The organism is Microlunatus sp. YIM B11417, from assembly GCF_059617205.1.
Map to the genome: position 1 here is coordinate 77,137 of NZ_JCAMPJ010000008.1, position 22,094 is coordinate 99,230.

Annotated in this window: 24 protein-coding genes; 7 read left to right on the forward strand and 17 right to left on the reverse strand. The window is 68.7% G+C overall.

Annotated features, from left to right (window positions below; genetic code table 11):
* Window positions 1–18: 18 nt before the first annotated feature.
* The 3 genes from AC6CCG_RS27875 to AC6CCG_RS27885 are packed head-to-tail and all read left to right on the forward strand — an operon-like array spanning window position 19 to window position 3,220.
* A complete protein-coding gene (locus AC6CCG_RS27875) occupies window positions 19–1,368 on the forward strand; it encodes an ABC transporter substrate-binding protein (RefSeq protein ID WP_496658029.1) in 1,350 nt (449 codons plus the stop codon).
* A 5-nt stretch (window positions 1,369–1,373) separates the two neighbouring features.
* The gene (locus AC6CCG_RS27880) at window positions 1,374–2,333 is read left to right on the forward strand and encodes a carbohydrate ABC transporter permease (RefSeq protein WP_496658030.1); all 960 of its coding nucleotides are present in this window, start codon (window positions 1,374–1,376) and stop codon (window positions 2,331–2,333) included.
* Window positions 2,330–3,220, forward strand: coding sequence for a carbohydrate ABC transporter permease (locus tag AC6CCG_RS27885; protein WP_496658031.1), 891 nt, complete (start codon window positions 2,330–2,332; stop codon window positions 3,218–3,220). The genes AC6CCG_RS27880 and AC6CCG_RS27885 overlap by 4 nt, the downstream gene beginning before the upstream one ends.
* Here AC6CCG_RS27885 and AC6CCG_RS27890 read toward each other — a convergent pair whose 3' ends face one another.
* The 5 genes from AC6CCG_RS27890 to AC6CCG_RS27910 all read right to left on the reverse strand — a co-directional run bounded on the left by AC6CCG_RS27890 (window position 3,221) and on the right by AC6CCG_RS27910 (window position 7,262).
* Window positions 3,221–3,982 carry an ABC transporter substrate-binding protein gene (locus tag AC6CCG_RS27890; protein ID WP_496658167.1) on the reverse strand — a complete coding sequence of 254 codons (762 nt, stop codon included), beginning with the start codon at window positions 3,980–3,982 and terminating at the stop codon, window positions 3,221–3,223.
* On the reverse strand, window positions 3,924–4,091 hold the full coding sequence (locus AC6CCG_RS27895) for a hypothetical protein (RefSeq protein ID WP_496658173.1): 168 nt from the start codon (window positions 4,089–4,091) through the stop codon (window positions 3,924–3,926). Before AC6CCG_RS27895 ends, AC6CCG_RS27890 begins: the two co-directional genes overlap by 59 nt.
* Before the next feature lie 80 nt (window positions 4,092–4,171).
* Window positions 4,172–5,374, reverse strand: a complete 1,203-nt coding sequence (locus AC6CCG_RS27900; RefSeq protein WP_496658032.1) for a metallophosphoesterase family protein — start codon at window positions 5,372–5,374, stop codon at window positions 4,172–4,174.
* A 66-nt stretch (window positions 5,375–5,440) separates the two neighbouring features.
* Window positions 5,441–6,091 carry a DUF3159 domain-containing protein gene (locus AC6CCG_RS27905; protein WP_496658033.1) on the reverse strand — a complete coding sequence of 217 codons (651 nt, stop codon included), beginning with the start codon at window positions 6,089–6,091 and terminating at the stop codon, window positions 5,441–5,443.
* A gap of 7 nt (window positions 6,092–6,098) precedes the next feature.
* Complete coding sequence (locus tag AC6CCG_RS27910; RefSeq protein WP_496658034.1) at window positions 6,099–7,262, reverse strand: FAD-dependent oxidoreductase; 1,164 nt, start codon at window positions 7,260–7,262, stop codon at window positions 6,099–6,101.
* Between the two features lie 88 nt (window positions 7,263–7,350).
* Here AC6CCG_RS27910 and AC6CCG_RS27915 point away from each other — a divergent pair, with 88 nt between their 5' ends.
* Window positions 7,351–7,992, forward strand: a complete 642-nt coding sequence (locus AC6CCG_RS27915) for a TetR/AcrR family transcriptional regulator (RefSeq protein WP_496658035.1) — start codon at window positions 7,351–7,353, stop codon at window positions 7,990–7,992.
* On the opposite strand, the gene AC6CCG_RS27920 is transcribed toward AC6CCG_RS27915, so the two are convergent.
* Window positions 7,989–8,567 (reverse strand): NADPH-dependent FMN reductase, encoded by a 579-nt coding sequence (locus AC6CCG_RS27920; protein WP_496658036.1) that lies wholly within the window; start codon window positions 8,565–8,567, stop codon window positions 7,989–7,991. The genes AC6CCG_RS27915 and AC6CCG_RS27920 overlap by 4 nt on opposite strands.
* Window positions 8,568–8,711: 144 nt before the next feature.
* Here AC6CCG_RS27920 and AC6CCG_RS27925 point away from each other — a divergent pair, with 144 nt between their 5' ends.
* Window positions 8,712–9,110, forward strand: coding sequence for a winged helix-turn-helix transcriptional regulator (locus AC6CCG_RS27925; protein WP_496658037.1), 399 nt, complete (start codon window positions 8,712–8,714; stop codon window positions 9,108–9,110).
* Here the strand turns inward: AC6CCG_RS27925 and AC6CCG_RS27930 are convergent, their stop codons facing one another.
* Genes AC6CCG_RS27930 through AC6CCG_RS27950 form a run of 5 tightly spaced genes read right to left on the reverse strand, consistent with a single transcriptional unit; the run spans window position 9,111 to window position 12,914 of the window.
* Window positions 9,111–9,494 (reverse strand): type II toxin-antitoxin system death-on-curing family toxin, encoded by a 384-nt coding sequence (locus AC6CCG_RS27930; protein WP_496658038.1) that lies wholly within the window; start codon window positions 9,492–9,494, stop codon window positions 9,111–9,113. It abuts the gene before it with no gap.
* Window positions 9,491–9,691 carry a hypothetical protein gene (locus AC6CCG_RS27935; RefSeq protein WP_496658039.1) on the reverse strand — a complete coding sequence of 67 codons (201 nt, stop codon included), beginning with the start codon at window positions 9,689–9,691 and terminating at the stop codon, window positions 9,491–9,493. The genes AC6CCG_RS27930 and AC6CCG_RS27935 overlap by 4 nt, the downstream gene beginning before the upstream one ends.
* Before the next feature lie 36 nt (window positions 9,692–9,727).
* A complete protein-coding gene (locus AC6CCG_RS27940; protein ID WP_496658040.1) occupies window positions 9,728–11,101 on the reverse strand; it encodes an ABC transporter substrate-binding protein in 1,374 nt (457 codons plus the stop codon).
* A gap of 5 nt (window positions 11,102–11,106) precedes the next feature.
* Entirely contained in the window at window positions 11,107–11,988 is an 882-nt protein-coding gene (locus tag AC6CCG_RS27945) for a carbohydrate ABC transporter permease (RefSeq protein WP_496658041.1), read from the reverse strand.
* Window positions 11,988–12,914 carry a carbohydrate ABC transporter permease gene (locus AC6CCG_RS27950; RefSeq protein WP_496658042.1) on the reverse strand — a complete coding sequence of 309 codons (927 nt, stop codon included), beginning with the start codon at window positions 12,912–12,914 and terminating at the stop codon, window positions 11,988–11,990. Before AC6CCG_RS27950 ends, AC6CCG_RS27945 begins: the two co-directional genes overlap by 1 nt.
* Window positions 12,915–12,990: 76 nt before the next feature.
* Here AC6CCG_RS27950 and AC6CCG_RS27955 point away from each other — a divergent pair, with 76 nt between their 5' ends.
* On the forward strand, window positions 12,991–13,962 hold the full coding sequence (locus tag AC6CCG_RS27955; RefSeq protein ID WP_496658043.1) for an alcohol dehydrogenase catalytic domain-containing protein: 972 nt from the start codon (window positions 12,991–12,993) through the stop codon (window positions 13,960–13,962).
* Here AC6CCG_RS27955 and AC6CCG_RS27960 read toward each other — a convergent pair.
* The 5 genes from AC6CCG_RS27960 to AC6CCG_RS27980 are packed head-to-tail and all read right to left on the reverse strand — an operon-like array spanning window position 13,959 to window position 20,213.
* A complete protein-coding gene (locus AC6CCG_RS27960; protein ID WP_496658044.1) occupies window positions 13,959–15,842 on the reverse strand; it encodes an FAD/NAD(P)-binding protein in 1,884 nt (627 codons plus the stop codon). The two genes, AC6CCG_RS27955 and AC6CCG_RS27960, sit on opposite strands and share 4 nt — an antisense overlap.
* A complete protein-coding gene (locus AC6CCG_RS27965) occupies window positions 15,835–16,788 on the reverse strand; it encodes a carbohydrate ABC transporter permease (protein WP_496658045.1) in 954 nt (317 codons plus the stop codon). The genes AC6CCG_RS27960 and AC6CCG_RS27965 overlap by 8 nt, the downstream gene beginning before the upstream one ends.
* Window positions 16,785–17,657, reverse strand: coding sequence for a carbohydrate ABC transporter permease (locus AC6CCG_RS27970; protein WP_496658046.1), 873 nt, complete (start codon window positions 17,655–17,657; stop codon window positions 16,785–16,787). Before AC6CCG_RS27970 ends, AC6CCG_RS27965 begins: the two co-directional genes overlap by 4 nt.
* Window positions 17,657–19,150 carry an ABC transporter substrate-binding protein gene (locus AC6CCG_RS27975; RefSeq protein WP_496658047.1) on the reverse strand — a complete coding sequence of 498 codons (1,494 nt, stop codon included), beginning with the start codon at window positions 19,148–19,150 and terminating at the stop codon, window positions 17,657–17,659. Before AC6CCG_RS27975 ends, AC6CCG_RS27970 begins: the two co-directional genes overlap by 1 nt.
* Complete coding sequence (locus AC6CCG_RS27980) at window positions 19,131–20,213, reverse strand: NAD/NADP octopine/nopaline dehydrogenase family protein (RefSeq protein WP_496658048.1); 1,083 nt, start codon at window positions 20,211–20,213, stop codon at window positions 19,131–19,133. The genes AC6CCG_RS27975 and AC6CCG_RS27980 overlap by 20 nt, the downstream gene beginning before the upstream one ends.
* Before the next feature lie 121 nt (window positions 20,214–20,334).
* On the opposite strand from AC6CCG_RS27980, the gene AC6CCG_RS27985 reads away from it, so the two are divergent.
* A complete protein-coding gene (locus tag AC6CCG_RS27985) occupies window positions 20,335–20,970 on the forward strand; it encodes a GntR family transcriptional regulator (RefSeq protein ID WP_496658049.1) in 636 nt (211 codons plus the stop codon).
* A 258-nt stretch (window positions 20,971–21,228) separates the two neighbouring features.
* Here AC6CCG_RS27985 and AC6CCG_RS27990 read toward each other — a convergent pair whose 3' ends face one another.
* The gene (locus tag AC6CCG_RS27990) at window positions 21,229–22,068 is read right to left on the reverse strand and encodes a PHP domain-containing protein (protein WP_496658050.1); all 840 of its coding nucleotides are present in this window, start codon (window positions 22,066–22,068) and stop codon (window positions 21,229–21,231) included.
* Window positions 22,069–22,094: the final 26 nt, after the last annotated feature.

A 22,094-nucleotide genomic window follows, 5' to 3' on the forward strand; every position in this document is an offset into this window, starting at 1 on the left:
TCAATGGGGAGAAAGAACATGATCAACACAACGACCGGCCCACTGTCCGAGCGCGCCGCGGTGCCGCGCCGCGCCGTGCTGGGCGGACTGGTGGCCGCTGCCGCCGGCGGCCTCGCCGGCTGCAACAACGGCGGCACCGGCAATCCCGGTGGCGGCGGGGGCAAGGGCGGCGTCCTCAACGTCTGGGGCGGGGTGCCGGCCGAGTCCGGCCCGGACGACCTGATCAAGGCGTTCAACGAGGAGCACCCGAACATCAAGGTGACGTACACCCGTTACGTCAACGACGACCAGGGCAACCTCAAGTTGGACACCTCCCTGCAGGGCGGTGTCCCGATCGACGTCTTCTTCTCGTACAGCCCGGCCAACGTGAAGAAGCGCAGCGGTCTCGCCCTCGATCTCACCGAGCGGATCGCCGCCGACCCGGACCTGGCCAAGTTCACCGCCGACGCGGATCCGGTCAACAACTACCCGATGGACGGGAAGCTGTTCTGCGTCCCGGCGGCACTGGCCCCGCTCAACGTGTACGTCAACGAGACCATGATCAACAACGCCGGGATCACGCTGCCGGAGAACTGGGACGTCGACGAGTTCGTCGAGATCGCCCGGAAGCTCACCGTGAAGGACAAGACCTTCGGCTCGCTGAACGCGCCCCTGCTGGCCCGGCCGACGCTCGGCTCGAACTCCAGCTACACCGAGGCCGGGAAGTCGAACTTCGGCGACCCGCTCTTCGCCAAGGAGCTCGAGCTCGCCCTCACCCTCCAGAAGGAGGGCACCACGATGCCGCAGGCCCAGATCCTGGCGGAGAAGCTCAAGACGTTCCCGCACACGCCGTTCATCGCCGGCCGGGTCGCCATGGTGATCCAGTCCGGGCACCTGGTGCGCTACATCGGCGACACCAAGGAGTACCCGCACGACTTCAAGACCATCTGCATGCCGCCGCCGGCCCCGACGAAGGGCAAGCCCTACTGGAACACCGGCGGCATCGGCGACCTGATGTCGATCAGCGCGAAGTCGAAGAACGCCGACAACGCGTGGACCTTCATCCAGTTCTGGGTCAAGAACGCGGCCAAGTACATGATCAAGGGCGGGCGGCTGCCGTCGCTGGTCGGCGACGCGAAGCCCGCCGACATGATCGCCCAGCTGCTCGGCCCGGAGCGCGACAAGCTCTACGACCCGGCCTCCTTCGAGAGCTTCCTCTTCTCGCCGGAGCTCCAGGTGGCCGTCGACACGAAATTCGCCGGCGCGACCCAGATCGCCCAGATCCAGGAGAAGCTCACCGACGAGGTGCTGCTCGGTGACCGTACCGTGGAGAGTTGGGTGACCGAGGCCGTCAAACAGGCCGACGCCGCGATCGCCACAGCACCGTGAGCACGATGACCGAAGCCACCGTCGACGGGTCGAGGACCACTCCGGCTCGGCCGGCTCCGCCGACCCGGCGCCGGGCCCGCGGCCCGGGCGGCATGTCACCCCGGGTCGGCTGGCTGTTCATCCTGCCCAACCTGCTCGGCTTCGGCCTGTTCACGCTGATCCCGCTGCTCTCCGGGCTCGCGATCGCCTTCACCGACTGGGATGTCGTGTCCGGCCTGGAGGGTCTCAGCTTCGTCGGCGTGGCCAACTTCGCCGAGCTGGCCGCCGACCCGGCCTTCTGGTCAGCGGTCCGGCGGACGATCACGTACGCGGGTCTGGGCGTCCCGCTCACCATGGCCGGCGGAATGGCACTGGCGCTCGCCCTGAACGGGGAGGTGCCCGGCCGGGCCGCGCTCCGGGTGATCTTCTTCATCCCGCACATCGTCTCGTCGATCGCGATCGGCTTCGTCTGGCTGCTGCTGCTCAACCCGTCCAGTGGCCTGATCAATCTCGGGCTGCGCGCGATCGGCATCAGCGACCCGCCGACCTGGCTGGTCTCGCAGGACTGGAGTCTGCTGTCGCTGGTCCTGATCGCGGTCTGGTCCGGCGTCGGTTTCCACGCCGTGATCTATCTGTCGGCACTGCAGAGCATGCCGGCCGATCTGCACGAGGCTGCGGCGATCGACGGAGCCGGACCGCTCCGCCGGTTCTTCACCGTGACCTGGCGGTCGCTGATGCCGACCACGACGTTCCTGTTGATCACCTCGATGATCAGCCAGTCCCAGGGCTTCGGGCTGATCGCGTTCCTGACCCAGGGTGGCCCGGGTGACTCGAGCACGACGATGTCGTACCTGATGTATCAGAACGGCTTCCAGTTCTACCGCTTCGGCTACGCGGCGGCGATCGGTGTCACCAGCTTCCTCGGCGTGTTGATCTTGAGCGTGTTGTTCTGGCGACTGCAACGAAATCAGGGGCTGTACTCATGACCGCGACCACCGCGCTCCCCCGTCCGACCGCGCCGGTCCGCCGCACCCCGGCGCGGAACCGGCCCGCCGCGCGCGCCCGGCGTTACGTCAAGACGATCGTGCTCTGGGCCCTGGCGGTGGGGTTCCTGCTGCCGTTCGTCTGGATGCTCTCGTCGTCGTTGAAGCGCAATCTCGACGTGTTCTCCATCCCGGTGCGCTGGATCCCGGATCCGGTGCAGTGGTTGAACTACGCCGACGTGTGGATCGGCGACGCGTCGATCGCCCGCTACTTCGCGAACTCGCTGATCGTCTCGCTGATCGGCGTGGTCGGCGACCTGACCACCTCCTCGATGGCCGGGTACGCGTTCGCCCGGTTGTCGTTCGCCGGCCGGGACAAGATCTTCCTGCTCTATCTCGCCACCGCGATCGTCCCGACCCAGCTGTTGTTGATCCCGCGCTTCATGTACTTCCAACAGCTGGGCCTCTACAACACGCTCTGGGCCCTGATCCTGCCGGGGATCTTCACGGTCTTCGGTACCTTCCTGATCAGACAGTTCTTCGTGGCGGCCCCGCCCGAGCTCGGCGAGGCGGCGCGGATCGACGGCGCGAACGAGTGGCAGGTCTTCTGGCGGATCTACCTGCCGTTGGCCCGCCCGGTGCTGGCGGCGCTCGCGATCATCAGCTTCGTCGGCTCCTGGAACGACTACGAGACGCCGTTGATCATGCTCTCGGACCGGACCAGCTACACCGTGCCGCTGGGGCTGACCCAGTTCATCGATTCCGACGGCGGTCTGTCGGCCGGGTTGGCGATGGCGGCCTCGGTGTCGTCGGTGGTGCCGATCATGATCGTGTTCCTGATCTTCCAGCGGAACTTCATCGCCGCCCTGGCGCACAGCGGTCTCAAGTGATCACCAGGAGCTGAGGATCTCCCGGACCCGGGCGGTCAGCTCGAGGGCGGTGCCGAGCGATGCGGCACCGTACGGGATCGGCCGGACCCGCCCGGCCCGGACCGCCGGCAGGGTCGCCCAGAGCGTCGACCCGGTCAGCGGCTTCGTGTCCTCGGCAGCGGTCCGGCCGTCCGGGCCGGCGTTGATCAACAGCAGCGAGGAGTCGGTGAGCACGTCCAGCCGTTCCAGCGAGTACTCGACCGTCGCCGTCTGCTGCGAGGCGGACGGCTCGGCCAGCCGTACCCCGCAGTCGAGCAGCACCGAGGTGTCGGTCCAGGCCGGCCCGTGGGTCCAGAACGTCGTCTCGCCGGCCATCGCGACATAGCTGACGGTGGTCGCCCGCAGCAGCTCGGCGAAGTCCCGGCCGATCGCGGCCGTCTCGGCCCGGTAGCGGGCGGTCAGCTGGTCCGCCTCGGCGATCCGGCCGAGTACGGTCCCGATCCGGTTCGCCACCTCGACCAGCGACAGCCGCTGGAACGAGATCACCACGGTCGGAGCGATCGCGGTCAGCCGCCGGTAGAGATCGGGTTCGGTGTCGATCGTGCGCAGAATCAGGTCCGGCCGCTGCGCCGCGACCCGTTCCAGGTCCGGCGCGGTGAAGTCGCCGATCGACGGCACCTCCGCCAGCCGCTTCGCGTACGTCGGGCCCGTGCCGGCATACCCGTTACTCGCCCGTTGTCGTGGTGAGCAACACGATCTGTCCGAACAGACCGCCGGGTGCAGGCTCGGCGCCGGTGACCCGGCCGAGGCCGAACTCATCGGCCACGGCCTGCAGTTGATCAGGTTCGATGATCCCGAGCGGCTCGGAGTACCTGCGCGATGCCAGGCTCATGGGATCCGACCCTGCCACGAGTCATCCCGCCACGCCTTCGAATAATCCAGTGGCCTCGGAGGACCCGACCCCCGGACCCGTCAGCGGCGGGAGGGATCCAGGGGTGCGGGCGGGATCGGCTGGTCGTTGGCGGTCAGGTCGATGCCGAAGTCCTTGGCCCAGACCATGTGGGTGTCGACCTTCACGTCGTCGCCCTGCTCGGTCAGGGTGAAGACGCGGGCACCGCGGAGCCGGTTGCGGTCGGCGCCGGACAGGCCGTAGGTGCCGAAGCCGGTGTTGCCGGCGTAGCCGAGCAGGACGCCGTAGTAGTCGCCGACGTAGGTGTTGACATGATCATGACCGCAGAAGACGCCCTTGACGTCGCCGCGGTCCAGGATCGCCGAGAACATGCCGCTGTTGATCGGGCCGGGGCACTCGTCCTCGTTCCGCTCGCCGATGATCTTGTGCCGGGCGACGGCGCGTTCATGATCGGCAGCCGTACGGCCGTCGACGCTGCCCCACCACATGAACCGGTACTCCCACAGCGGGATGTGGATGAACATCAGGGCCGGCACCAGCCGGCGAGCCTGCCGCTCCACCCGGCGCGAGGTCTCGGTGTACCAGTGGACCTGATTCATCCGGAGCCAGTCCCAGGTCGGGTAGCCCTCGAAGTCCTGCCCGGCGATCTTCTCCGGCGCGTACCGGCCGCTGTCCAGCAGGAACAGGTTGAAGGCCGGGCGACGGCCCTTCGAGCCGTTGATGATCAGGTTCATGTTGCCGGTGCCGGTGACGTCGTCCGGGCCGGGGCGGTTCAGGTTGTGGGCGTACGAACGGTAGAAGGCGAGCATGTCCGGCTCGTCCAGGCCGGTGTCCGGCGTCGAGTCCTCGTCGTGGTTGCCGAACGTCACCGCCCAGGGGATCTTCCGGCTCTCCATCGGCAGCACCACGTTGTTCATCGCCTGCCGCATCGCCAGCGCGTTCTCGCAACCGCCGGTGATGTTGTCGCCGTTCATGATCACCAGATCCGGCTGCACCGAGTCGAGCGTCTTCTCCATCAGCTCGATGGTCCGGCGATCGATCTGTTCGTCGTCCTGGGTGTCGTTGAACTGGACGATCGTGAACGTGCCGTCCTTGCCGAAGCTGAGTGGACGGGCGCTCTGCGGCTGGGCCTGAGCCGGGATCGTGTTCATCGCCGCCGCTCCGAGTCCCACCGCGGCCGCCGCGCCGCCGATCCCGATGAACCGGCGCCGATCGATGCCGGGAGCCGCCTCCACGTCAGGCAGGTCTTGATCATGGTCAGTCACAGTAGTCCCCCGTCTGGTTGTGGCTCCGTCGCGGGGACCGTAAGCAGTCAAGACCTCCGCCGCGGGTCACCCACGCGACGTCCGGGTGACCAATGGATGACCAGCGGGTTCGGCACGCAGCAGCCGCCAGCACAGGTAGAGGCAGCCCGCCATGGCCGGCAGGGCCAGCAGCGTGCTGGCGACGGCGAGCCCGACCACGCTCTCCCCCAGATACAAGGGGATCATGATCGCCGCGGCGACGCTGAACTTGATCAACCACACCCCGCTGCAGAGTTGGTACGTACGGCGCAGCCGTCGATCCCGTCGCCACGCCAGGCGCTCGCCACGTTCTCGGCCGAGTCCCTCGACGACCACACCGATGATCGGGAACCGGACCAGCATCGACGCCAGGACGACCGGCCAGAGGACCAGGTTCAGCAGGAGATCCGGGAGGTAGAACCCGACCGCCCGGCCGGTGCCACCCGCCAGGACGGCGGACAGGACGACGACGGCCAGCGGAACGGCCACCTGGTACCACTTCTTGCGGCGGGTCAGCAGCCGGACGACCGCCAGCACGAACACCAGACCCACCGCCGCCAGGACCGCCGGCACCATCTCGCCGGTGATCACCGAGACGACGACGAACACGGCGTTGGTCGCCACGGCCTCGGCGAGCGTACGCCAGCCGCCGACACGATCGAGCAGAGCCCGCACCTTGGGGGCAAGACTGCCGACCATCCGCGCCTCACCGACCCCGGGTCTCGTCGAGCGGACGTTGCCCCGACACCGGTCGGTCGACCTGCCGCACGTGATCACCGAAATCGGTCAGCGCCGGGAGCAGCGACTGCTGCCCACGGTCGACCTCGACGAGCGCGTCGCGGAGCCGGTGCGCGTCCTGCATCGCCAGATTGCCACCGAATCCGGGAGCGGCGTGCACGGCGTCACCGATCACGGTCACCGGGCCGTCCGGGAAGGCGGGCAGCGGCGGAATCTGCGCGATCCGCAGGGCGATGGTCGCCGCGGGCCAGGCCTGGTCGATGATCGACTTCAGCTGTCCCGGAAGGTCGCCGGACAGGGACCGGGCGCGCTGCCAGAGCTCGTACGGCGCCGTGGCCGCCCCGAGCTCCTGACCGCTGAGCGACAGGGCCCACATCACGTAGTCCTGGGCATCGGTGAGGGCGGACGACTGAAGATCGGGCACCCATCGATCGCGGGCCGCCGTCGGCCGGACGGTGTGGCGCAGCACGCCCAGGGCCAGCATCCTGCCGGCGGTCGCACTGGTGGGGTTGTCACCGATCAGCGCGAGCAGCCCCGTGTCGGCGGCGGCCCGCAAGGGCGCCGCTCCCATCAGCATCCGGCGGCCCGAATCGAGGACCAGCGCCTGCGGCAGGTACTGGCGGCGAACGGTCGAACCGATGCCGTCCGCACCGACCAGCACGTCGCCCGTGTCCGTACTGCCGTCACCGAACCAGGCCTGCACGGTGCCGTCGGCGCGGGTCCGGTACCTGGTGAACGGAACCTCGAACCGCACGGCGCCTTCCAGACCGTGCAACAACACGGCGCGGAGCAACGGCCGGTCCACCTGCCGGCCCGGCCGGGCCTTGCTGGTGGCGGCCGTCAGCGGTTCGGCCCGCACGAGCGTCAGCGCCCCCTCGACCTCGGCCAGGACCTGTGCCTGGACGCGCGGCCGCCCCATCGTGGCCTCGACCATCGCCAGCAACGCCGGCGGCAGGCAGCCCCGGAGCGCCGACAGTCCACGGTCGTCGACGTGCAGGCTGATCCCCTGCCGGCGCCGGCCCGCCGGATCCCGTTCGTACACCGCGACCTCGATTCCTGCCTGGCGCAGCCCCAGAGCCAGGGTCAGTCCGCCGATTCCTGCGCCGACCACGATCACGCGCACAGCACTCACCTCTTTCTTCATCGCTTGGTGAAGTTCAGAGTAGCGAGCCCCTCCGAGAAACACCATCGGCTGATGAAGAATTTGGTAGGCTCGGGCGATGACGACCCCGGAACCTCCCACCCGCCCGGGGCGCTGGCGTTCGGGGGCGGAGAGCAAGCAACGCATCCTGGACGTCGCCGGTGCCCTGTTCCGGGAGCGTGGCTATCGCGGCACCACGGTGCGCGCCATCGCCGCGGCGGCGGACGTCGATCCGGCGATGGTGTTCTACTTCTTCGACACCAAGCAAGGGCTGCTGGCGGCCACACTCGAGATCTCGCCGCACATACCGCCCGCCTTCGAGTTGATCTTCGAGGGCGGGCTGGACGGGATCGGGGAACGTATCGTCAGGGCGCTGCTCGAGGCGATGGACCAGTCCGACCGGGTACCGTTCGCGATCTTGACCCGGACCGCTACAGACCCGAACGACCAGGCCGAATCGGTGCTGCACGACTTCATCGACGGCGAGCTCACCAGCCGCCTGATCGCTTTGCTGGACGTGCCCGACGCCGCCCTGCGCGTCGCGGAGGTCAACACCTACATCCTCGGGCTGGCCGTTGCCCGCTACGTGGTCAAGCTCGAACCGATCGCCGCGGCGTCCGTCGACGAGCTGGTCGCCCGGATCGGGCCAATCCTGCAAGGGATTCTCACCGGAGAGTCCCTGGCCGGCACGACCGACCAGGGACCGTCGGCCAAGCCTTAGACGCGTTCCAGGATCCGTCCGGTACGGACCTCACGCAGGGCCGCCGACCAGGCCGTGAGCTGGTCCAGCATCCGGCCCAGCGCCGCGGTCTGCACCTCACCGGCCCGGAGCACCGTGAAGTCCTCGAAGTCGTTGTACAGCGACAGCGTGACCTGCTCGCGTACCGTCGCGATCTGGAGCTCGGCGGCGACCAGCCGCAGGTGCTCGACGGCGCGGGCCCCGCCCACCGCGCCGTAGCTGACGAAGCCCGCGGCTTTGTTGGTCCACTCCTGATACAGGTAGTCGATCGCGTTCTTCAGGACGCCGGACGTGGAGTGGTTGTACTCCGGCGTCACGAACACGTAGCCGTCGAACCGGTCGATCGTCTCGGCCCACCGGATCGTGTGCTCCCCCGCGTACTGGCCGGCGGAAGCCGGGATCGGCTCGTCGAGATGCGGCAGCGGATGGTCGAGCAGGTCGATCACCTCGTACTCGGCGTCGGTCCGGCTGGACGCCTGCTCCAGGACCCACTGGGCGACCGCCGCGCCGTTCCGCCCGGGCCTGGTGCTGCCGAGGATGATGCCAATCCTGATCATGAGTTCTCCTGAGGTCACGGGAAGAAGCCACGCCTCCTCCCTGTTGTCGTCTCCAGAACGTGGCGTACGGGTGCGCGCATTTCGGCTCGCTCATTCGCACTTTGAAGTGCGTCACGCACCTGAGCGGAAGAGAAGGGATCGAGCATGACGGAGGCGGAACAGGTCAGGCCTCGGGACTGGATTCTCTGCACCGACGAGCGGGGCCAGCAGCACGTCCGGGACCGGCTCCGGATGGTCGGCGACAAGTGGTCCCTGGTCGTCGTCTCGCTCCTGGTCCCCGGGCCGCTGCGGTTCACCGAGCTGATGCGCGAGGCCGAGGACATCTCGCACCGGATGCTGACCCAGACGCTGCGCGGGCTGCAGCGGGACGGTCTGGTCGCCCGAACGGCCTACGCCGAGGTGCCGCCGCGCGTCGTCTACGAGCTGACCGACCTCGGCCGCACCCTGCTCGTCCCGCTCAACGCGATCACGGCCTGGGTGGAGACCCACCAGGACGCCGTCGACCGGCATCGCAGGGAGTACGACTCCGACCCGACGTCGTGATCATCCGATCGCCACGAACCGCCGCAACCCGTCGGCGATCTCCGCGACCTCGATCTCGCCACGAGCCGCCGCGAGGACCAGAGTCTCGGCCGTGTCGACGTCGAGCTCCTGGTCGAGAGCGATCCCGTTGACCTCCAGAAAGACCCACGCTGCTGCCCACGCGATGCGCTTGTTCCCGTCCACGAGCCCGTGGTTGCGGACGAGCGACTGCAGCAGCGCCGCAGCCTTGGTCAACTCATCCGGGTAGGCGTCCTGCCCAAATACGGTTGTCCGCGGGCGCGCGACTGCCGCCTCGAGCAGTCCGAAGTCACGCACCTCCACCGGATGGCCGACGGCGTGACTGCCCGCGGTCAACACATCCTCGAGGTCGAGGAAATAGGTCACCGAGCGAGCCGGTCGTTGAGTTCCGCGCTGATGGCCGCGACGCGCGCGGACGCCTGCTCGACCAGGTGCTTCCGCGACGAGACGGCGTTGACCACGGCATCGTGAGCCAGCGACTTGAGCGACTTGTCCTCGCGCTCGGCGGCAGCCCGAAGGTCGGCCATTTCCTCGTCGGTGAACTGCAGGTTCAGAGCTGGCATGAAGCAATGGTACCTGATTTGGTACCAAGGACCAGGTCAGCCGGTGGAGTCGTTGTAATTGGCGATCGTGATCGCGACGTTCTCCTTGACCTGACGCATCGACGCCGCCGGGTCCTGGCCGATCAGGACACGTTCCAGGCCGTCCTCGGAGGCCTTCCGGATCTGCGGCATCGAGCCGGCCACGCAGCCCGTGCTGGCCGGCCGGACCTCGGTCGCGTTGAGCGAGTCGATGGCGACCTGGAACTGCGGGTTCTTGGCCAGGTATTCCTTCTCCACCGGGAGTTCCAGGGCTTCGGGATTCACCGGGAAGTAGCCGGTGTTGGTGTGCCAGAAGGCCTGCGACTCGGGCGTGGAGAGGAACTGGACGAACCGCCAGGCGGCCTCCTTCTCCTCCTCGGTGTGCCCGGGTCCGGAGATCCACAGGCTGGCTCCCCCGATCGACGGTCCGGCTCCCGGCTGGAGGCTGCCGGACACGACGGGGTACGGAGCGACGCCGACCTCGAACTTGCCCTCGGCGGCGGCCAGGAACGACTTCAGCGAGCCGGTCGACTCCAGCGTCATCGCGGTCTGCCCGGCCTTGAACGCGTCCTGGGCGTCCTTCGTCGCGCGGCCGGTGTTCACCGCGAGCCCGTCGTCGATCATGGACCGCCACCACCCGACCGTCTCGATCAGCAGCGGCGAGTCGAGGTTGACGCTGCTGACCCGCTCGCCGGACCGGCCGTTGTCGGCGTCGCAGTAGAGCTGATTCGCGGTCGAGGTGAACTGTTCCAGCAGCCAGCCGTAGATCGCGGCGCCGAACCCGTACTGGATCGGGCCGCCACGGGACTTGGACAGCTTCTCGGCCGCCGCCCGGATCTCGGCCAGGTTGCTCGGCGGGTCGTCCGGGTCCAGTCCGGCCTCGCGGAACGCGGTCTTGTTGAAGTACAGCAGCGGAACCGAGCTGTTCAACGGCATCGACCACTGCCGGCCGGCCACCGTGTAGTAGCCGGCGATGTTCTTCTGGATCTTGGACAGGTCGTAGTCGTCCCGTTCGGCGAAGCCGGCGATCGGCACCACCTGCTGGGAGTCGATCATGAACTGGGTGCCGATGTCGTAGATCTGCACCATGGACGGCGTGGTGTTGGATTGTACCGACGCCTTGTACTTCGTGATCGCGTCGTCGTAGGCACCCTGGAACGTGGCCTTGACCTCGATCTTGCCGCGGTGCTCGGCGTTGAACTGATCGACCAGCTTGTTCAGGGCGACGCCGTTGCTGGCATCCATCGAGTGCCAGAAGCTGATCGTGGTCACGCCGTTGGCGCGGTCCAGGACGTCCTTCGCCGGCACGTTCAGGTTGCCCTCCGGCCGACCGCCGGCACAGCCGGCCAGCAGCAGGACCATGATCAGCAGGTACGCGAGCCTCCGTTGCATGATCATCACTTCCCGGACCCGGCGGTCAGCCCGCGAACGATGAACCGTTGCCCGAACAGCACCAGCAGCAGGGTCGGGATCAAGGCCAGGACGACGCCGGCCAGCACCATGCCCGGATCGCCGGCGTCCACCGACTGCAGCTGGGTGATGCCGATCTGGATCGTCTGGTTCTCCGGCGCCTGCGTGATCAACAACGGCCAGAAGTACATGTTCCACGCGGACAGGAAGGACCAGACGCCCAGTGCGGCCAGGGTGGGCCGGGTGAGCGGGATGACGATCCGCCAGAGGAACCCGAAGTCGCTCACCCCGTCCACCTTGGCCGCGTCGCGCAGCTCCATCGGGAACGCCAGGAACGCCTGCCGGACCAGGAAGACGCCGAATCCGGCCGCCAGGTACGGCAGCGCCAGTGCCCACACCGTGTTGACCAGTCCCAGCTCCGCCATCGCCAGGTAGTTCGGGATGATGATCGCCTCCCAGGGGATCATCATCGTGCTGAGCAGCAGGAAGAACCAGAACCGCCGGGCCCGCAGCTTGAGGAAGACCAGGGCGTACGCCGCCGCGACGCTGGTGATCAACTGGCCGAGCACCACCAGGACGGCGACGGCGAACGAGTTCCCGTACTGCTGGACGAGCGGGATCACGTCCAGGGCCGAGGCGTAGTTCTGTGGCGTGAAGCCGTTGACCGGCCACAGCTTCGGCGGGAACGTGTTGATGTCGGCCGGCGACATGAAGCTGCCGATGATCACGTAGTAGACCGGGAACAGCAAGATCAGGAACAACAGGCCCAGCGCGATGTAGGTACCGACGCCGGCGCGGGTGTGCTGGGCACCGCCGCGGCGTCGGCGGCGTGGCTGGGTGGTGGTCGGCTCGACCGTCGCGATGGCCATCAGCTGTAGTACACCCGCCGTTCGAGGACGCCGAACTGGAACGCCGTGATCGCCAGAACCACGATCAGCAGCACGATCGCCTGGGCCGATCCGTACCCGAAGTTGGAGTTGTTGTTGGCGAAGGCGACGTCGTAGATCGAATAGACCAGCGTGGTCGTCGTCCGGTCCGGCCCGCCCCGGGTCAGGATGTGGATCTGGCCGAAGCTCTGCAGGGCCTGGATCGTGCCGGTGACGGCCAGGAAGAACAGCTGCGGGCTGATCAGCGGCATGATCACGCCGAACTGCAGCCGCAGCCCGTGCGCGCCGTCCAGCCGGGCCGCCTCCAGCACGTCGTCCGGCACCGCGCCGAGACCGGCCGACAGCACCAGCAGGTTGTAGCCCAGCTGCATCCAGACCGCGGTGATCGCCACCGAGATGAGGGACCAGCGCGGATCGGTGAGCCAGCCCACCGGGGCCACGTTGATCATGGACAGCAGGCCGTTGAGCACGCCGGTGGCCGGGTTGAACATCACCCCGAACAGCACCGCCGCGGTCGCCACCGAGAAGGCGAACGGCAGGGCGAACGCGGTCCGGAACAGCCGGATCGCCCTGATCTTGTCCTGCAGCAGCAGGGCCAACAGCAGTCCGATCGCCATACTCGGGATCACCGTCAGCAGGACGAAGCCGAGCGTGGTGAGCAGGATCCGGCCGAACTCCGGATTCGTGAACAGGTTCGCGTAGTGGGCGAACCCGACCAACCCGGTCGGCCGGCCGAAGATGTCGCTCCGCGTGAACGACAGGTAGATCGAGCGGCCCAACGGAATGAAGAAGAACGCGACGAACACCAGCAGCGCCGGAATCAGGTACGCGAACGCCGCCAGGTTGGTCCGCAGGCTCGATCGGGGTGCCCGGCCCACGCCGATCGGGCCAACCGCAGCGTCGGCCATGTCCCGAACCCTAGACCGAAACCTTGCCTGCGGGCGGGTGCGCACGCCGGTGTGTCGGGCCGGTTAGCATCGCAGCGTGGAGCCGATCCCCAGCACCACCCGAGCCGCGTACGTCAGCGAACCGGGACCGGCCGAGTCGATCATGGTCGGCCCGGTGCCGGTGCCGCCGGTCGGCGATGATCAGGTGCTGATCCGGGTCGAGGTGGGGGCCGTGAACCACGTGGACACCTTCATCCGCTCGGGTGCCTATCGGACTCCCCTGCCGTCGCCGTTCGTCATCGGTCGTGATCTTGCCGGTACGGTGGTCGAGGCCGGGCCGGCGGTGGCCGACCTGGCACCGGGCAGCCGGGTCTGGTGCAACAGCCTGGGGCACGGTGGCCGGCAGGGCTCGTTCGCCGAGTACGCGGTCGCCGACGCGGAGCGAGTCTATCCCTTGCCCGACGGGGTTTCCGGCGAGCGGGCCGTCGCGGTCGCCCATGCAGCCGCCACCGCCCAGCTCGGGCTGCACCGGGAGGCTCGGCTACGGCCCGGCGAGACCGTTCTGGTCGACGGCGCGGCCGGAGCGGTCGGATCGGCGGCGGTCCGGCTCGCCACCGCGGCCGGAGCCCGGACCATCGCGGTCAGCTCGGCGGGCGGCCTGACCGCCAGCACCCGGTCGGGCGCCGACCGGGTGCTGGCCCGCGATGAACTCGAGCAGCTCGACGAGGGCATCGACGTCTGGCTGGACGCCTCCGGACAACTGGACGCCGCCCGGGTGCTGCCGGCGATGAACCTCCGCGGCCGGATCGTGGTGATCTCCGGCCTGGACGTCGTCGCCTCTTTCCCGCTCGGCGCCTTGTACACCAGGGATCTGAGCGTGCACGGCTTCGCGATCAGCAACGCGTCCGTGCCCGAGCTCGCTGCTGCCGCCGAGATGATCAACGCGCTGCTGGCCGCCGGACGGCTGGACACCGACGTGTACGCGACGCTGCCGCTGGACCGGGCCGCTGAAGCGCACCGGCTGGTCGAGCAGGGTGTGCGCGGCAAGGTCCTGGTCAGCCTCGTCTAGTGGCGCAGGGTCAGCAGGGCGGCCCGGGCGATCGCGTCCGTCTCGCGCAGGAAGCGGGAGTTCGTACCGGCAATGGGGCCGAGCTGGGTACCGTAGAGGAGACCTTCCAACGGGACGCCACAGGCGAAGATCCTGGGCTGCTCGGAGCCGTCCGCGCCGATCAGCCGGTACGGGTCCGGGCCGACCTCGACCGCGCCGGAGTCGAACGGCTGGTCATGATCGGGGATCAGGTAGCTCCGCGCCAGACCATGATCACGGAGCCCGGCCAGCAGCGGATCGGCGGTGGTGCGCAGGTCCGGCGGCGGCAGGTAGGCCTCCACGAACGCCGGTGCCACGACCTCGCTGTCCAGCACCTGCGCGGACGAGGCCACGAAGCCGTCGTCCTGGTCCGCGATGATCATGCCCGGACCGACCGGCCGGATCAGGCCCGCCTCCGTGAGTGCGATCAGTTCGGCGATCCGCCGGGCCGGCGGGCCGCTGGCCAGCGAACCGGCGAAACCCTTGTACCAGCGGTCGACCTCGGAGTCGTAGGAGTGCCCGAGCAGGCCGCCGTAGCGGACCAGGGTGCGCAAGCAGGTGCGGCCCTGGCCGAACATCACCGACGCGACCTTCAGCGGGCTGTCCAGGCCCAGCTCGGCCTCGGCCAGGTCCCGCCGCAGATCACCGAGCCACCAGTCCCGGAACGATTCCGGCGAGTCGAAGCTGCGGCCGGCCAGCGGCCGGTCCCATTCGGCCAGGTCGGCCCGGTCGGCCGGGTCCGGGACCACCGACTCGAGCGTCTCGGCCAGGTCGGCGCCGTCCCAGGCGCACTCCCGGAGCGCCTTCATGATCAGCTCCGGGTCGCCGGCGAACGCCTCGGGACGGACCCGGTTCAGCGTCGCGTAGTAGACGGCGAGGGTGTCCTTGACGATCAACGGCCACAGGTCGGTCCGGAAGTCGATCCTGCCGCGGCGTTCCAGCCGGGCCACGACTTCGTCGGTCAAGAAGGCGTGCGGCAGCTTCGGCGTCATGGTGCCGAAGATCGCCTTGGCCCGGTACGGCGTGCCACGGCCGGACCCGACGGCCATGATCGGCTCGGCGCCGCTCGGGCGGTAGACCAAGCCGGCCGCGGAATCCTCGAACCGGCCGCCGCGCCCTTCGGTGAGGAGCGAGACGTAGTCGAAGAAGTTCATCCCGAGACCGCGCAGGATGACCGGCTGCCCGGCCGCCACCCCGGACAGGTCCCGGTCGATCGGATTCGTCGGCCGGCCGTAGAAGCGACCATGATCGCGGGCGTGTTCGATCCGGTGCCGCTCCCGCTCGCCGGCCACCAGGTCCGCGTGGCCCGTGGCCAGCAGCACAGCGGCGGCGTCGATCACCGTGCCGTCGGCCAGCTCCACCGTGACGCGCTCGGGCCCGGTGTGCAGTGCGACGGCCGCCTGCCGGTGCTCGGCCACCCGCATCGTCGGCGGCAGCCGCTCGAGATCGGTACGGAAGCACCAGTCCAGATAGGCGCCGAGCAGCCGGCGCGGCGGATGCGAGTGCGGCTTCATCGAGGCCGCCATCGCGGCCAGCTCCGGGTCGGCGGCGTCGAGCTCGCCGTCGACGATCCGGCGGCACCATTCGTACAGCGTCGGTCCGGGCACGATCGGGCCCTCGCACCGGACCGAGGGGTCGGTGAAGTGGGTCGCGTCGTCGCACAGGGTGTTCATCAGCAGGTGGCCCGGCTGGTCCGGCCGCCAGACCCGGCCGCCGACCGGCGCCGGGTCGACCAGGTGGATGATCACCGGCGTGGCCTCGGCCAGGGCGGCGTTCGCGATCAGGCGCTCCACCAGCGACACGCCCCGGGGCCCGGCGCCGATGATCACGATCGCGCGCGGTGTCGCGACTTCGCTAGCCATGCGCACGTTCCGCCCGACGATAGCCGCGCAGGTAGAAGTAGGCCGCCCCGGTGAGCAGGATCGCCGTACAGACGGCCAACGCGGACGCCTGGCCGATGCTCTGCGAGTCGAACGCCAGCGACCTGATCTCCAGCGGTACGGTCACGGCGGCCCGGTCCGGCCCGCCGCCGTTGGACAGCAGGAACGGCAGGTCGAAGTCGTACGCGGTCCAGATCGTGCGCAGCAGCGCGCCGGCCAGCACCACCGGGACGATCGCCGGGACGGTGACCGTGGTGAACCGGTGCCGTGCCCCGCCGCCGTCGACCGAGACCGCCTCGTACAACTCGCTCGGCACGGTCTGCAGCCGGGCCAGCACGATGATCACGAAGAACGGCGTGTACTTCCAGACGTTGACCACGATCACCGTGCCCAGCAGGGTGGACGGATCGCTGAGCCAGGACACCGGGGCGTCGATCAGGCCGATCGTCTGCAGCAGATAGTTGATCAAACCGGTGACGTCGTTGAACATGAACCGGAAGATCAACGCGACGACGATCGCCGGCACCATGTACGGGAACAGCACCAGCCCGCGAGCCAGGCCCTGGAACCGCAGCCCGGCATTCAGCAGCAGGGCCACCCCGACACCGAGCACCACCTGAAGCACCAGGTTGGCCAGCGTCCAGACCACGCTGCGGCCGATCGACGCCACGGTCTCGGGAGAAGAGAAGATCGCCACGTAGTTGCCCAACCCGGCGAAGCTGGCGGCACCCGTGTTGATGTCCACGTCGTTGAACGAGTTCCACGCAGCCATCGCGAACGGATAGAAGGCGAACACGATGATCAACACCGCGGCCGGAGCGGCCATCGCCGCCGCGAGCTGCCGATCGGACAATCCTGACCGGCGCGGCTTCTCCGGGCCCCGGCCCTCCGCCCGGGCCCGCTCCCGCGAACTGACGTAGGCGCTCATCCGCGCACCGCCCCTTCCCCGATCCCGGAGATCAGCCAGCGCTGCGCCACCAGGAACAAGATCACCACCGGTGCCACGATGGTCAGCGCGGCCGCCATCAGCAGACCCCACGACTCCGTCCCCATGTGGCCCATCAGCAGGAAGATCGCGGCGTTGGCCGGCAGCTTGGAGTTGGTCGTCATCAGCGTGGAGGCGAACAGATACTCGCTCCACGCCGCGTTGAAGGTGAAGATGCCGGTGCTGATCAACCCGGGCGCAGCCTGCGGCAGCACGACGCGGAGGAAGGCACCGAAGCGGGTGCACCGGTCGATCATGGCGGCCTCCTCGATGTCCACCGCGATGCCGGTGAAGTAGGACCGGAGGATCCACAGTGCGAACGGCAACAGCGTCGCGGTGTAGAGCACGGCCAGCGCCACCCGGTTGTCGCCGAGACCCGAGCCGAACAGGATCTGGGTCACCGGGACCAGCACCAGGATCGGCGGGATCAGGTACGCCACCAGGGAGAGCTCGCCCAGCACCCGGACCAGTCGGTAGTCGAACCGAGCCATCGCGTAGGCCGCCAGGGTGCCGAAGACCAGCGCGCCGAGCGTGGCGACGGTCGAGATCACCAGGCTGTTGATCACATAGGTGCCGAAGCCGTACAGCGTGAACAGCGACACGAAATGATCACCGGTCAGCTGCTGCGGGAACAGTGTCGGCGGGTAGGCGGCGATCTCCGAGTCGGGCCGGATCGCGTTGATCAACACCCAGACCAGCGGGCCGGCCGAGATCACCAGCACCAAGATCAACAACAGGTACTGCAGGATCCGGACCGGCCGCGGCCCGCGGCGTCGGCCCTTCGACCGGCTCAGCGCGGGCGGAGCCGCCACTACCGGCTCACCTCGGGCTTCCAGTCGGGGTTCTTGGCCCGCCAGGCGTCGGCCTTCTCCCCCATCAGCTTCGCGGTCTTCTGCCAGGCGGCGTCCACGGACTCGCCCTTCAGCAGGATGTCCTGGAACATGGTGCCGTCCAGCGGCGGCGACGGCCAGATGTCCGGCGCCCACGGGCACATGTTCAGGATCTTGCCGTCGAACGTCTTGCCGGTCACGGCACCCATCGACACCGACGACGTCATCGCGTTCGGCACCTGCTCGATGAAGGTCTGCAGCCACTCCTTGCGCTTGGCCAGGTAGCCCTCGGTCGCGCCGGCGATCTTGTCCTGCATCAGCTTCAGCACGCTCTTCATCGGCGGCAGCAGGTGGCCGGGCACGGTCAGCGCAAACGCCAGTGCGTCCTCGCCGGTGGTCAGCCGGCGCAGGAAGTCCTTGGCCAGGTCCGGATCGGAGGTGCGCGCGTAGAGGCCGTACTGCTGGCCGGAGCCGAAGTGCAACTGGCCGGTCATGAACGGCCCGGCCGGGATCGGCATCACGCCGGTGTTGTCGGCCACCTTGGCGGCCCGGTCGTCGATCGTCACGCCGAGCCGGCCCGGGAAGGTGGCGAACGCGGCCTGGCCGGCGCTGTAGATCGTCACGATGTCGCCGTACGCGGCGTTGTAGAGCGACTTCGGCGCGTACTTCATGATGTCGGTGAACCGCTGCACCGCGTCCCGGACCTCTGGCTGGTCGAAGGTGAGCTTGCCCTCGGGATCGAAGTAGTCCCAGCCGGACTGGTAGATGTACGGCGCGAAGAACTGCAGAGGCAGCTGGGCCGTCGCCCCGACCGCCATCGCGATGCCGACCTGGTTCTCACCTTCCCTTTGGTGCAAGGCCTTCACGGCGTTCAGGTACTCGTCGTACGAGGTCGGCACCGGCAGCCCGGCGGCATCCAGCAGGTCCTTGCGGTAGTAGACCAGCGACGAGTTCGACTGCAGCGGAATGCCGTAGTCGTGCCCGCCGATCACGATCCGAGTGCCCGGCAGGAAGTCGTCCTTGCCGATCTCCTCGACAAGATCATCGAGCTCGGCCAGGTGGCCGGCCTGCTGGAAGTCGGAGAACGAGCTGACCGCCGGCGAGAAGATGCCGACGTCGACGTTGTTCTGGAACGCCGTGGTCAGGTACTGCAGCTGATTCGCGTCCGCGTAGACGGTCACCTTGACCGTCTTGCCCGGATGGTCCTTCTCGAACTTGGCGATCACCATGTTGTAGAAGGCGAGCGTGGCCGGGTCGTTCTCCACGGTGTAGAGCGGGATCACGTTCGGATCGCCGTTGCGTTCCGAGGCCCCGCCGGCCGGCTGCTGGGTCAGACCGCCGCCACAGGCGGTCAGCAATGCTGCCGAGGAGAGGCCCATGGCTGCGGTCAGGAAGCCGCGCCGGCTGATGTCGCCGGCGACCAGCTGCCCGCGCAACCGCCGTAGTTGATCAAGATCATTCCGTACCGACGACATCACAATCCTTTCGAATACTGCGGGATTCGACCCGGCGCCAGGCCCAGCCACCGGCGGCGGCGACGGGTGCCGCGGCCTCCAGGAAGGGGTCGACGACCGAGGAGATTTCGGCCCGCAGCGATCGGCCGAGGAGGTCCTCGGCCGCAGTGATCACGGCATTGATCCGTGGTACGTCGATGCCGAGCCGCTCGGCCACGGCCGCATAGCCGGCCAGACCGTACGGCACGTCGTCGGTGAGGTAGCGGTAGTCCGGCGACGGTGGCGACGGCACGTCGGCGAAACCGGGGAAGCTGGCCAGGCACTCGTCGATCGAGCCGCCGGTCATGCCTTGATCACGGTAGAAGCGGAGCAGCCAGTCGGTGATCGACAACGGCTCTCCGCCCAACTGCTCGACCAGGGCCAGCCGCTCCGCGTCCGCCGCGGCCAGCCGGTCCACCAGCTCGGACAGGCGGCCGTCCCGGTAGAGCAGGAACGTCTCACCGGCGACGACCCGGTCCGCGTTGAGCAGGGTGATCACCGGGTGCAGCAGGTGGTTGGTGTTGGAGAGCGAGGTGGTGGCCAGGTCGCTCGGGACCAGGTCGGGCAGGTAGCCGCGGAGGGCGCGGTACACCTCGTCGGTCGCGGCCGCGTCGATCCCGGCCAGCGGCATCGACCGCTTGATCCCGCGCAGCGCGACGGTCCCCTCGCCGCCGCCCAGAGCCGGGAAGCCGGTCGCCTCGGCGACCACGGGAGGCTCGACGCCCCACTGCTCGAACAGCCGCCGGACCCGTACCACCGCGCCGAAGCCGCCCGGCGCGACCAGCAGGACGCGGCCGGCCAGCAGTTGGCGATGCTCGGCCAGCAAAGATTCCAGGCGCCCGCTCGTGGTGACCGCGACGTACACATCCGCGGTCGGACGGTCGACCACGCAGACGTCGACCGGACCGGAGCTGAGCCCTTCGATCCGTACCGCTCCGCGGGTGCGGCCCGGCCCGGGACCGAGCAGGACCGTACGTCCGCTGCAGTGGGACGCGAGTCCCGCGACGACAACGGCCTGGCTGTCACCGATTACGGCGAGTGGCACGCAAACCTCCCCTACAAAGGTTAAGATGCGACAGGAACGCTACTAGAATTTCAGGCCGAGGACTAGCTCCCCCGTGAGCGCGCGGCCCACAGGCACCCGCACCGAGGAGGCAGGGCGGCGCATGGAACTGTTGGCCGAGAAGGCGTACGTCACGATCAAGCAGGCCATCCTGTCCTGCACCATCGCCCCGGGCGAGGTGATCAACGAGAAGGCCTTCGCGACCCAACTCGGCACGTCCAAGACACCGATCCGGCACGCGATCAACAAGCTGGCCGCCGACGGACTGGTCGAGGTTTTCCCGCGCCAGGGCACGATCGTCCGGCACATCTCGATCCGGGACATCAAGAACGTCTATCTGGTACGGGAGCTGACCGAGCCGGGCACCTCGGCGCTGGCGGCGGCCCGGGCCACCGAGGCGGACATCCTGCGCCTGGAGCAGCTGGACGACCTGCTGCTCGCCACCGGCACCGACTCGATCGACCTCGAGCAGCACGCCGCGTTCCACGTCGCCGTCGCCGAGATCACCCGGGTCCCCCAGCTGGTCACGATCATCGCCGGGATCCATGATCAACTCCGCTGGTTCCTCGCCGCCCAGGCTGCCGATCACGGACCCAAGCCACGCAAGCGGAACCACCGCCGGCTGCTGGATGCCATCCGCGAGCACGACGCCGATCAGGCTCGCGCGATCACCGCCGAGACCATCGCGATGTCCCGCGACTGGATGCTCCAGAGCATGATCAAATACGGCGACGACTGACCCGATCTCACCCCGCCCCGGCAGCCGCGACCGTTCCTCGCATCCGCGACTCGTGCAACGGTCGCAGCTGCGTCGAACGGTCGCGGATGCGCTGGGCGCAGGGCACAAGGGGCTCGACGCGGGAGGCTCGGGGGGTCACGGCGCGCGGACACCTCGGCCTGGCAGGCACCACGCTCGGACCGATCCCGCTGCCGACCCGTCACCACTGCAGCGACACGCCGCCAAAACCGCTGCTTTTGTGCCGAGTCGGCGAGGTCTTCAGCGGAGGGCGGAGAGTTCCTGCAGGCGGGCGAACATGTCCGGGTCGGTGGTGTTGCAGCCGAGGTCGTGGTCGACCTTGCCGACGCCGTGGTAGTCGCTCGAGCCGGTCATGATCAATCCCAGCCGCGCGCCGAGCCGGCGCAGTTCCCTGCGTTCGGCCGGATCGTGATCTTGGTGGTCCACCTCGACGCCGTCCAGGCCGTGCTCGTCGACCAGGCGCTCCAGCACCTCGGGCGGTAGCAGTCGCTTCCGGCCGCGGCCCCACGGGTGGGCGATCACCGCGACCCCGCGAGCCTGGTGCACCAGGTCGATCCCGCGCTCCAGCTCGACGGTGTAGCGGGCCACGTGGGCCGGGCCGCCGTCGGCCAGGAAGCGGTCGAAAGCCTCGGTCCGGTTCGCCACGTGGCCGGCGGCGACCAGGGCGTCGGCGATGTGCGGCCGGCCGACCGACGGGCTGGTGCCGACGTGCAGCAGCACCTGCTCCTCGGTGACCGGAACGCCGAGCTCGGCGAGCTTGGCCAGCACCGGGGCCAGCCGGCCGGACCGGCCCTCCCGGATCTTGATCATCTCGGCGGTGAGCGCCGGATCCTCCTCGTCCACCCCGTACGCCAGCAGGTGCACGCTGTGACCGCCCCGGGAGGTGGACAACTCGGCTCCGCGGATCACCCGGACCCCGAGCCGCTCCCCGGCCGCGGCCGCCTCGTCCAGGCCGTCGAACGTATCGTGATCGGTCAGGGCGACCACGTCGAGGCCGGCCTCGGCGGCCCGGGCCACCAACTCGGCCGGCGCGTCGGTGCCGTCCGAGACCTTGGAATGCGTGTGCAGATCGATCCGCATGCGTCCAACCGTATTGGGCCCGCTCC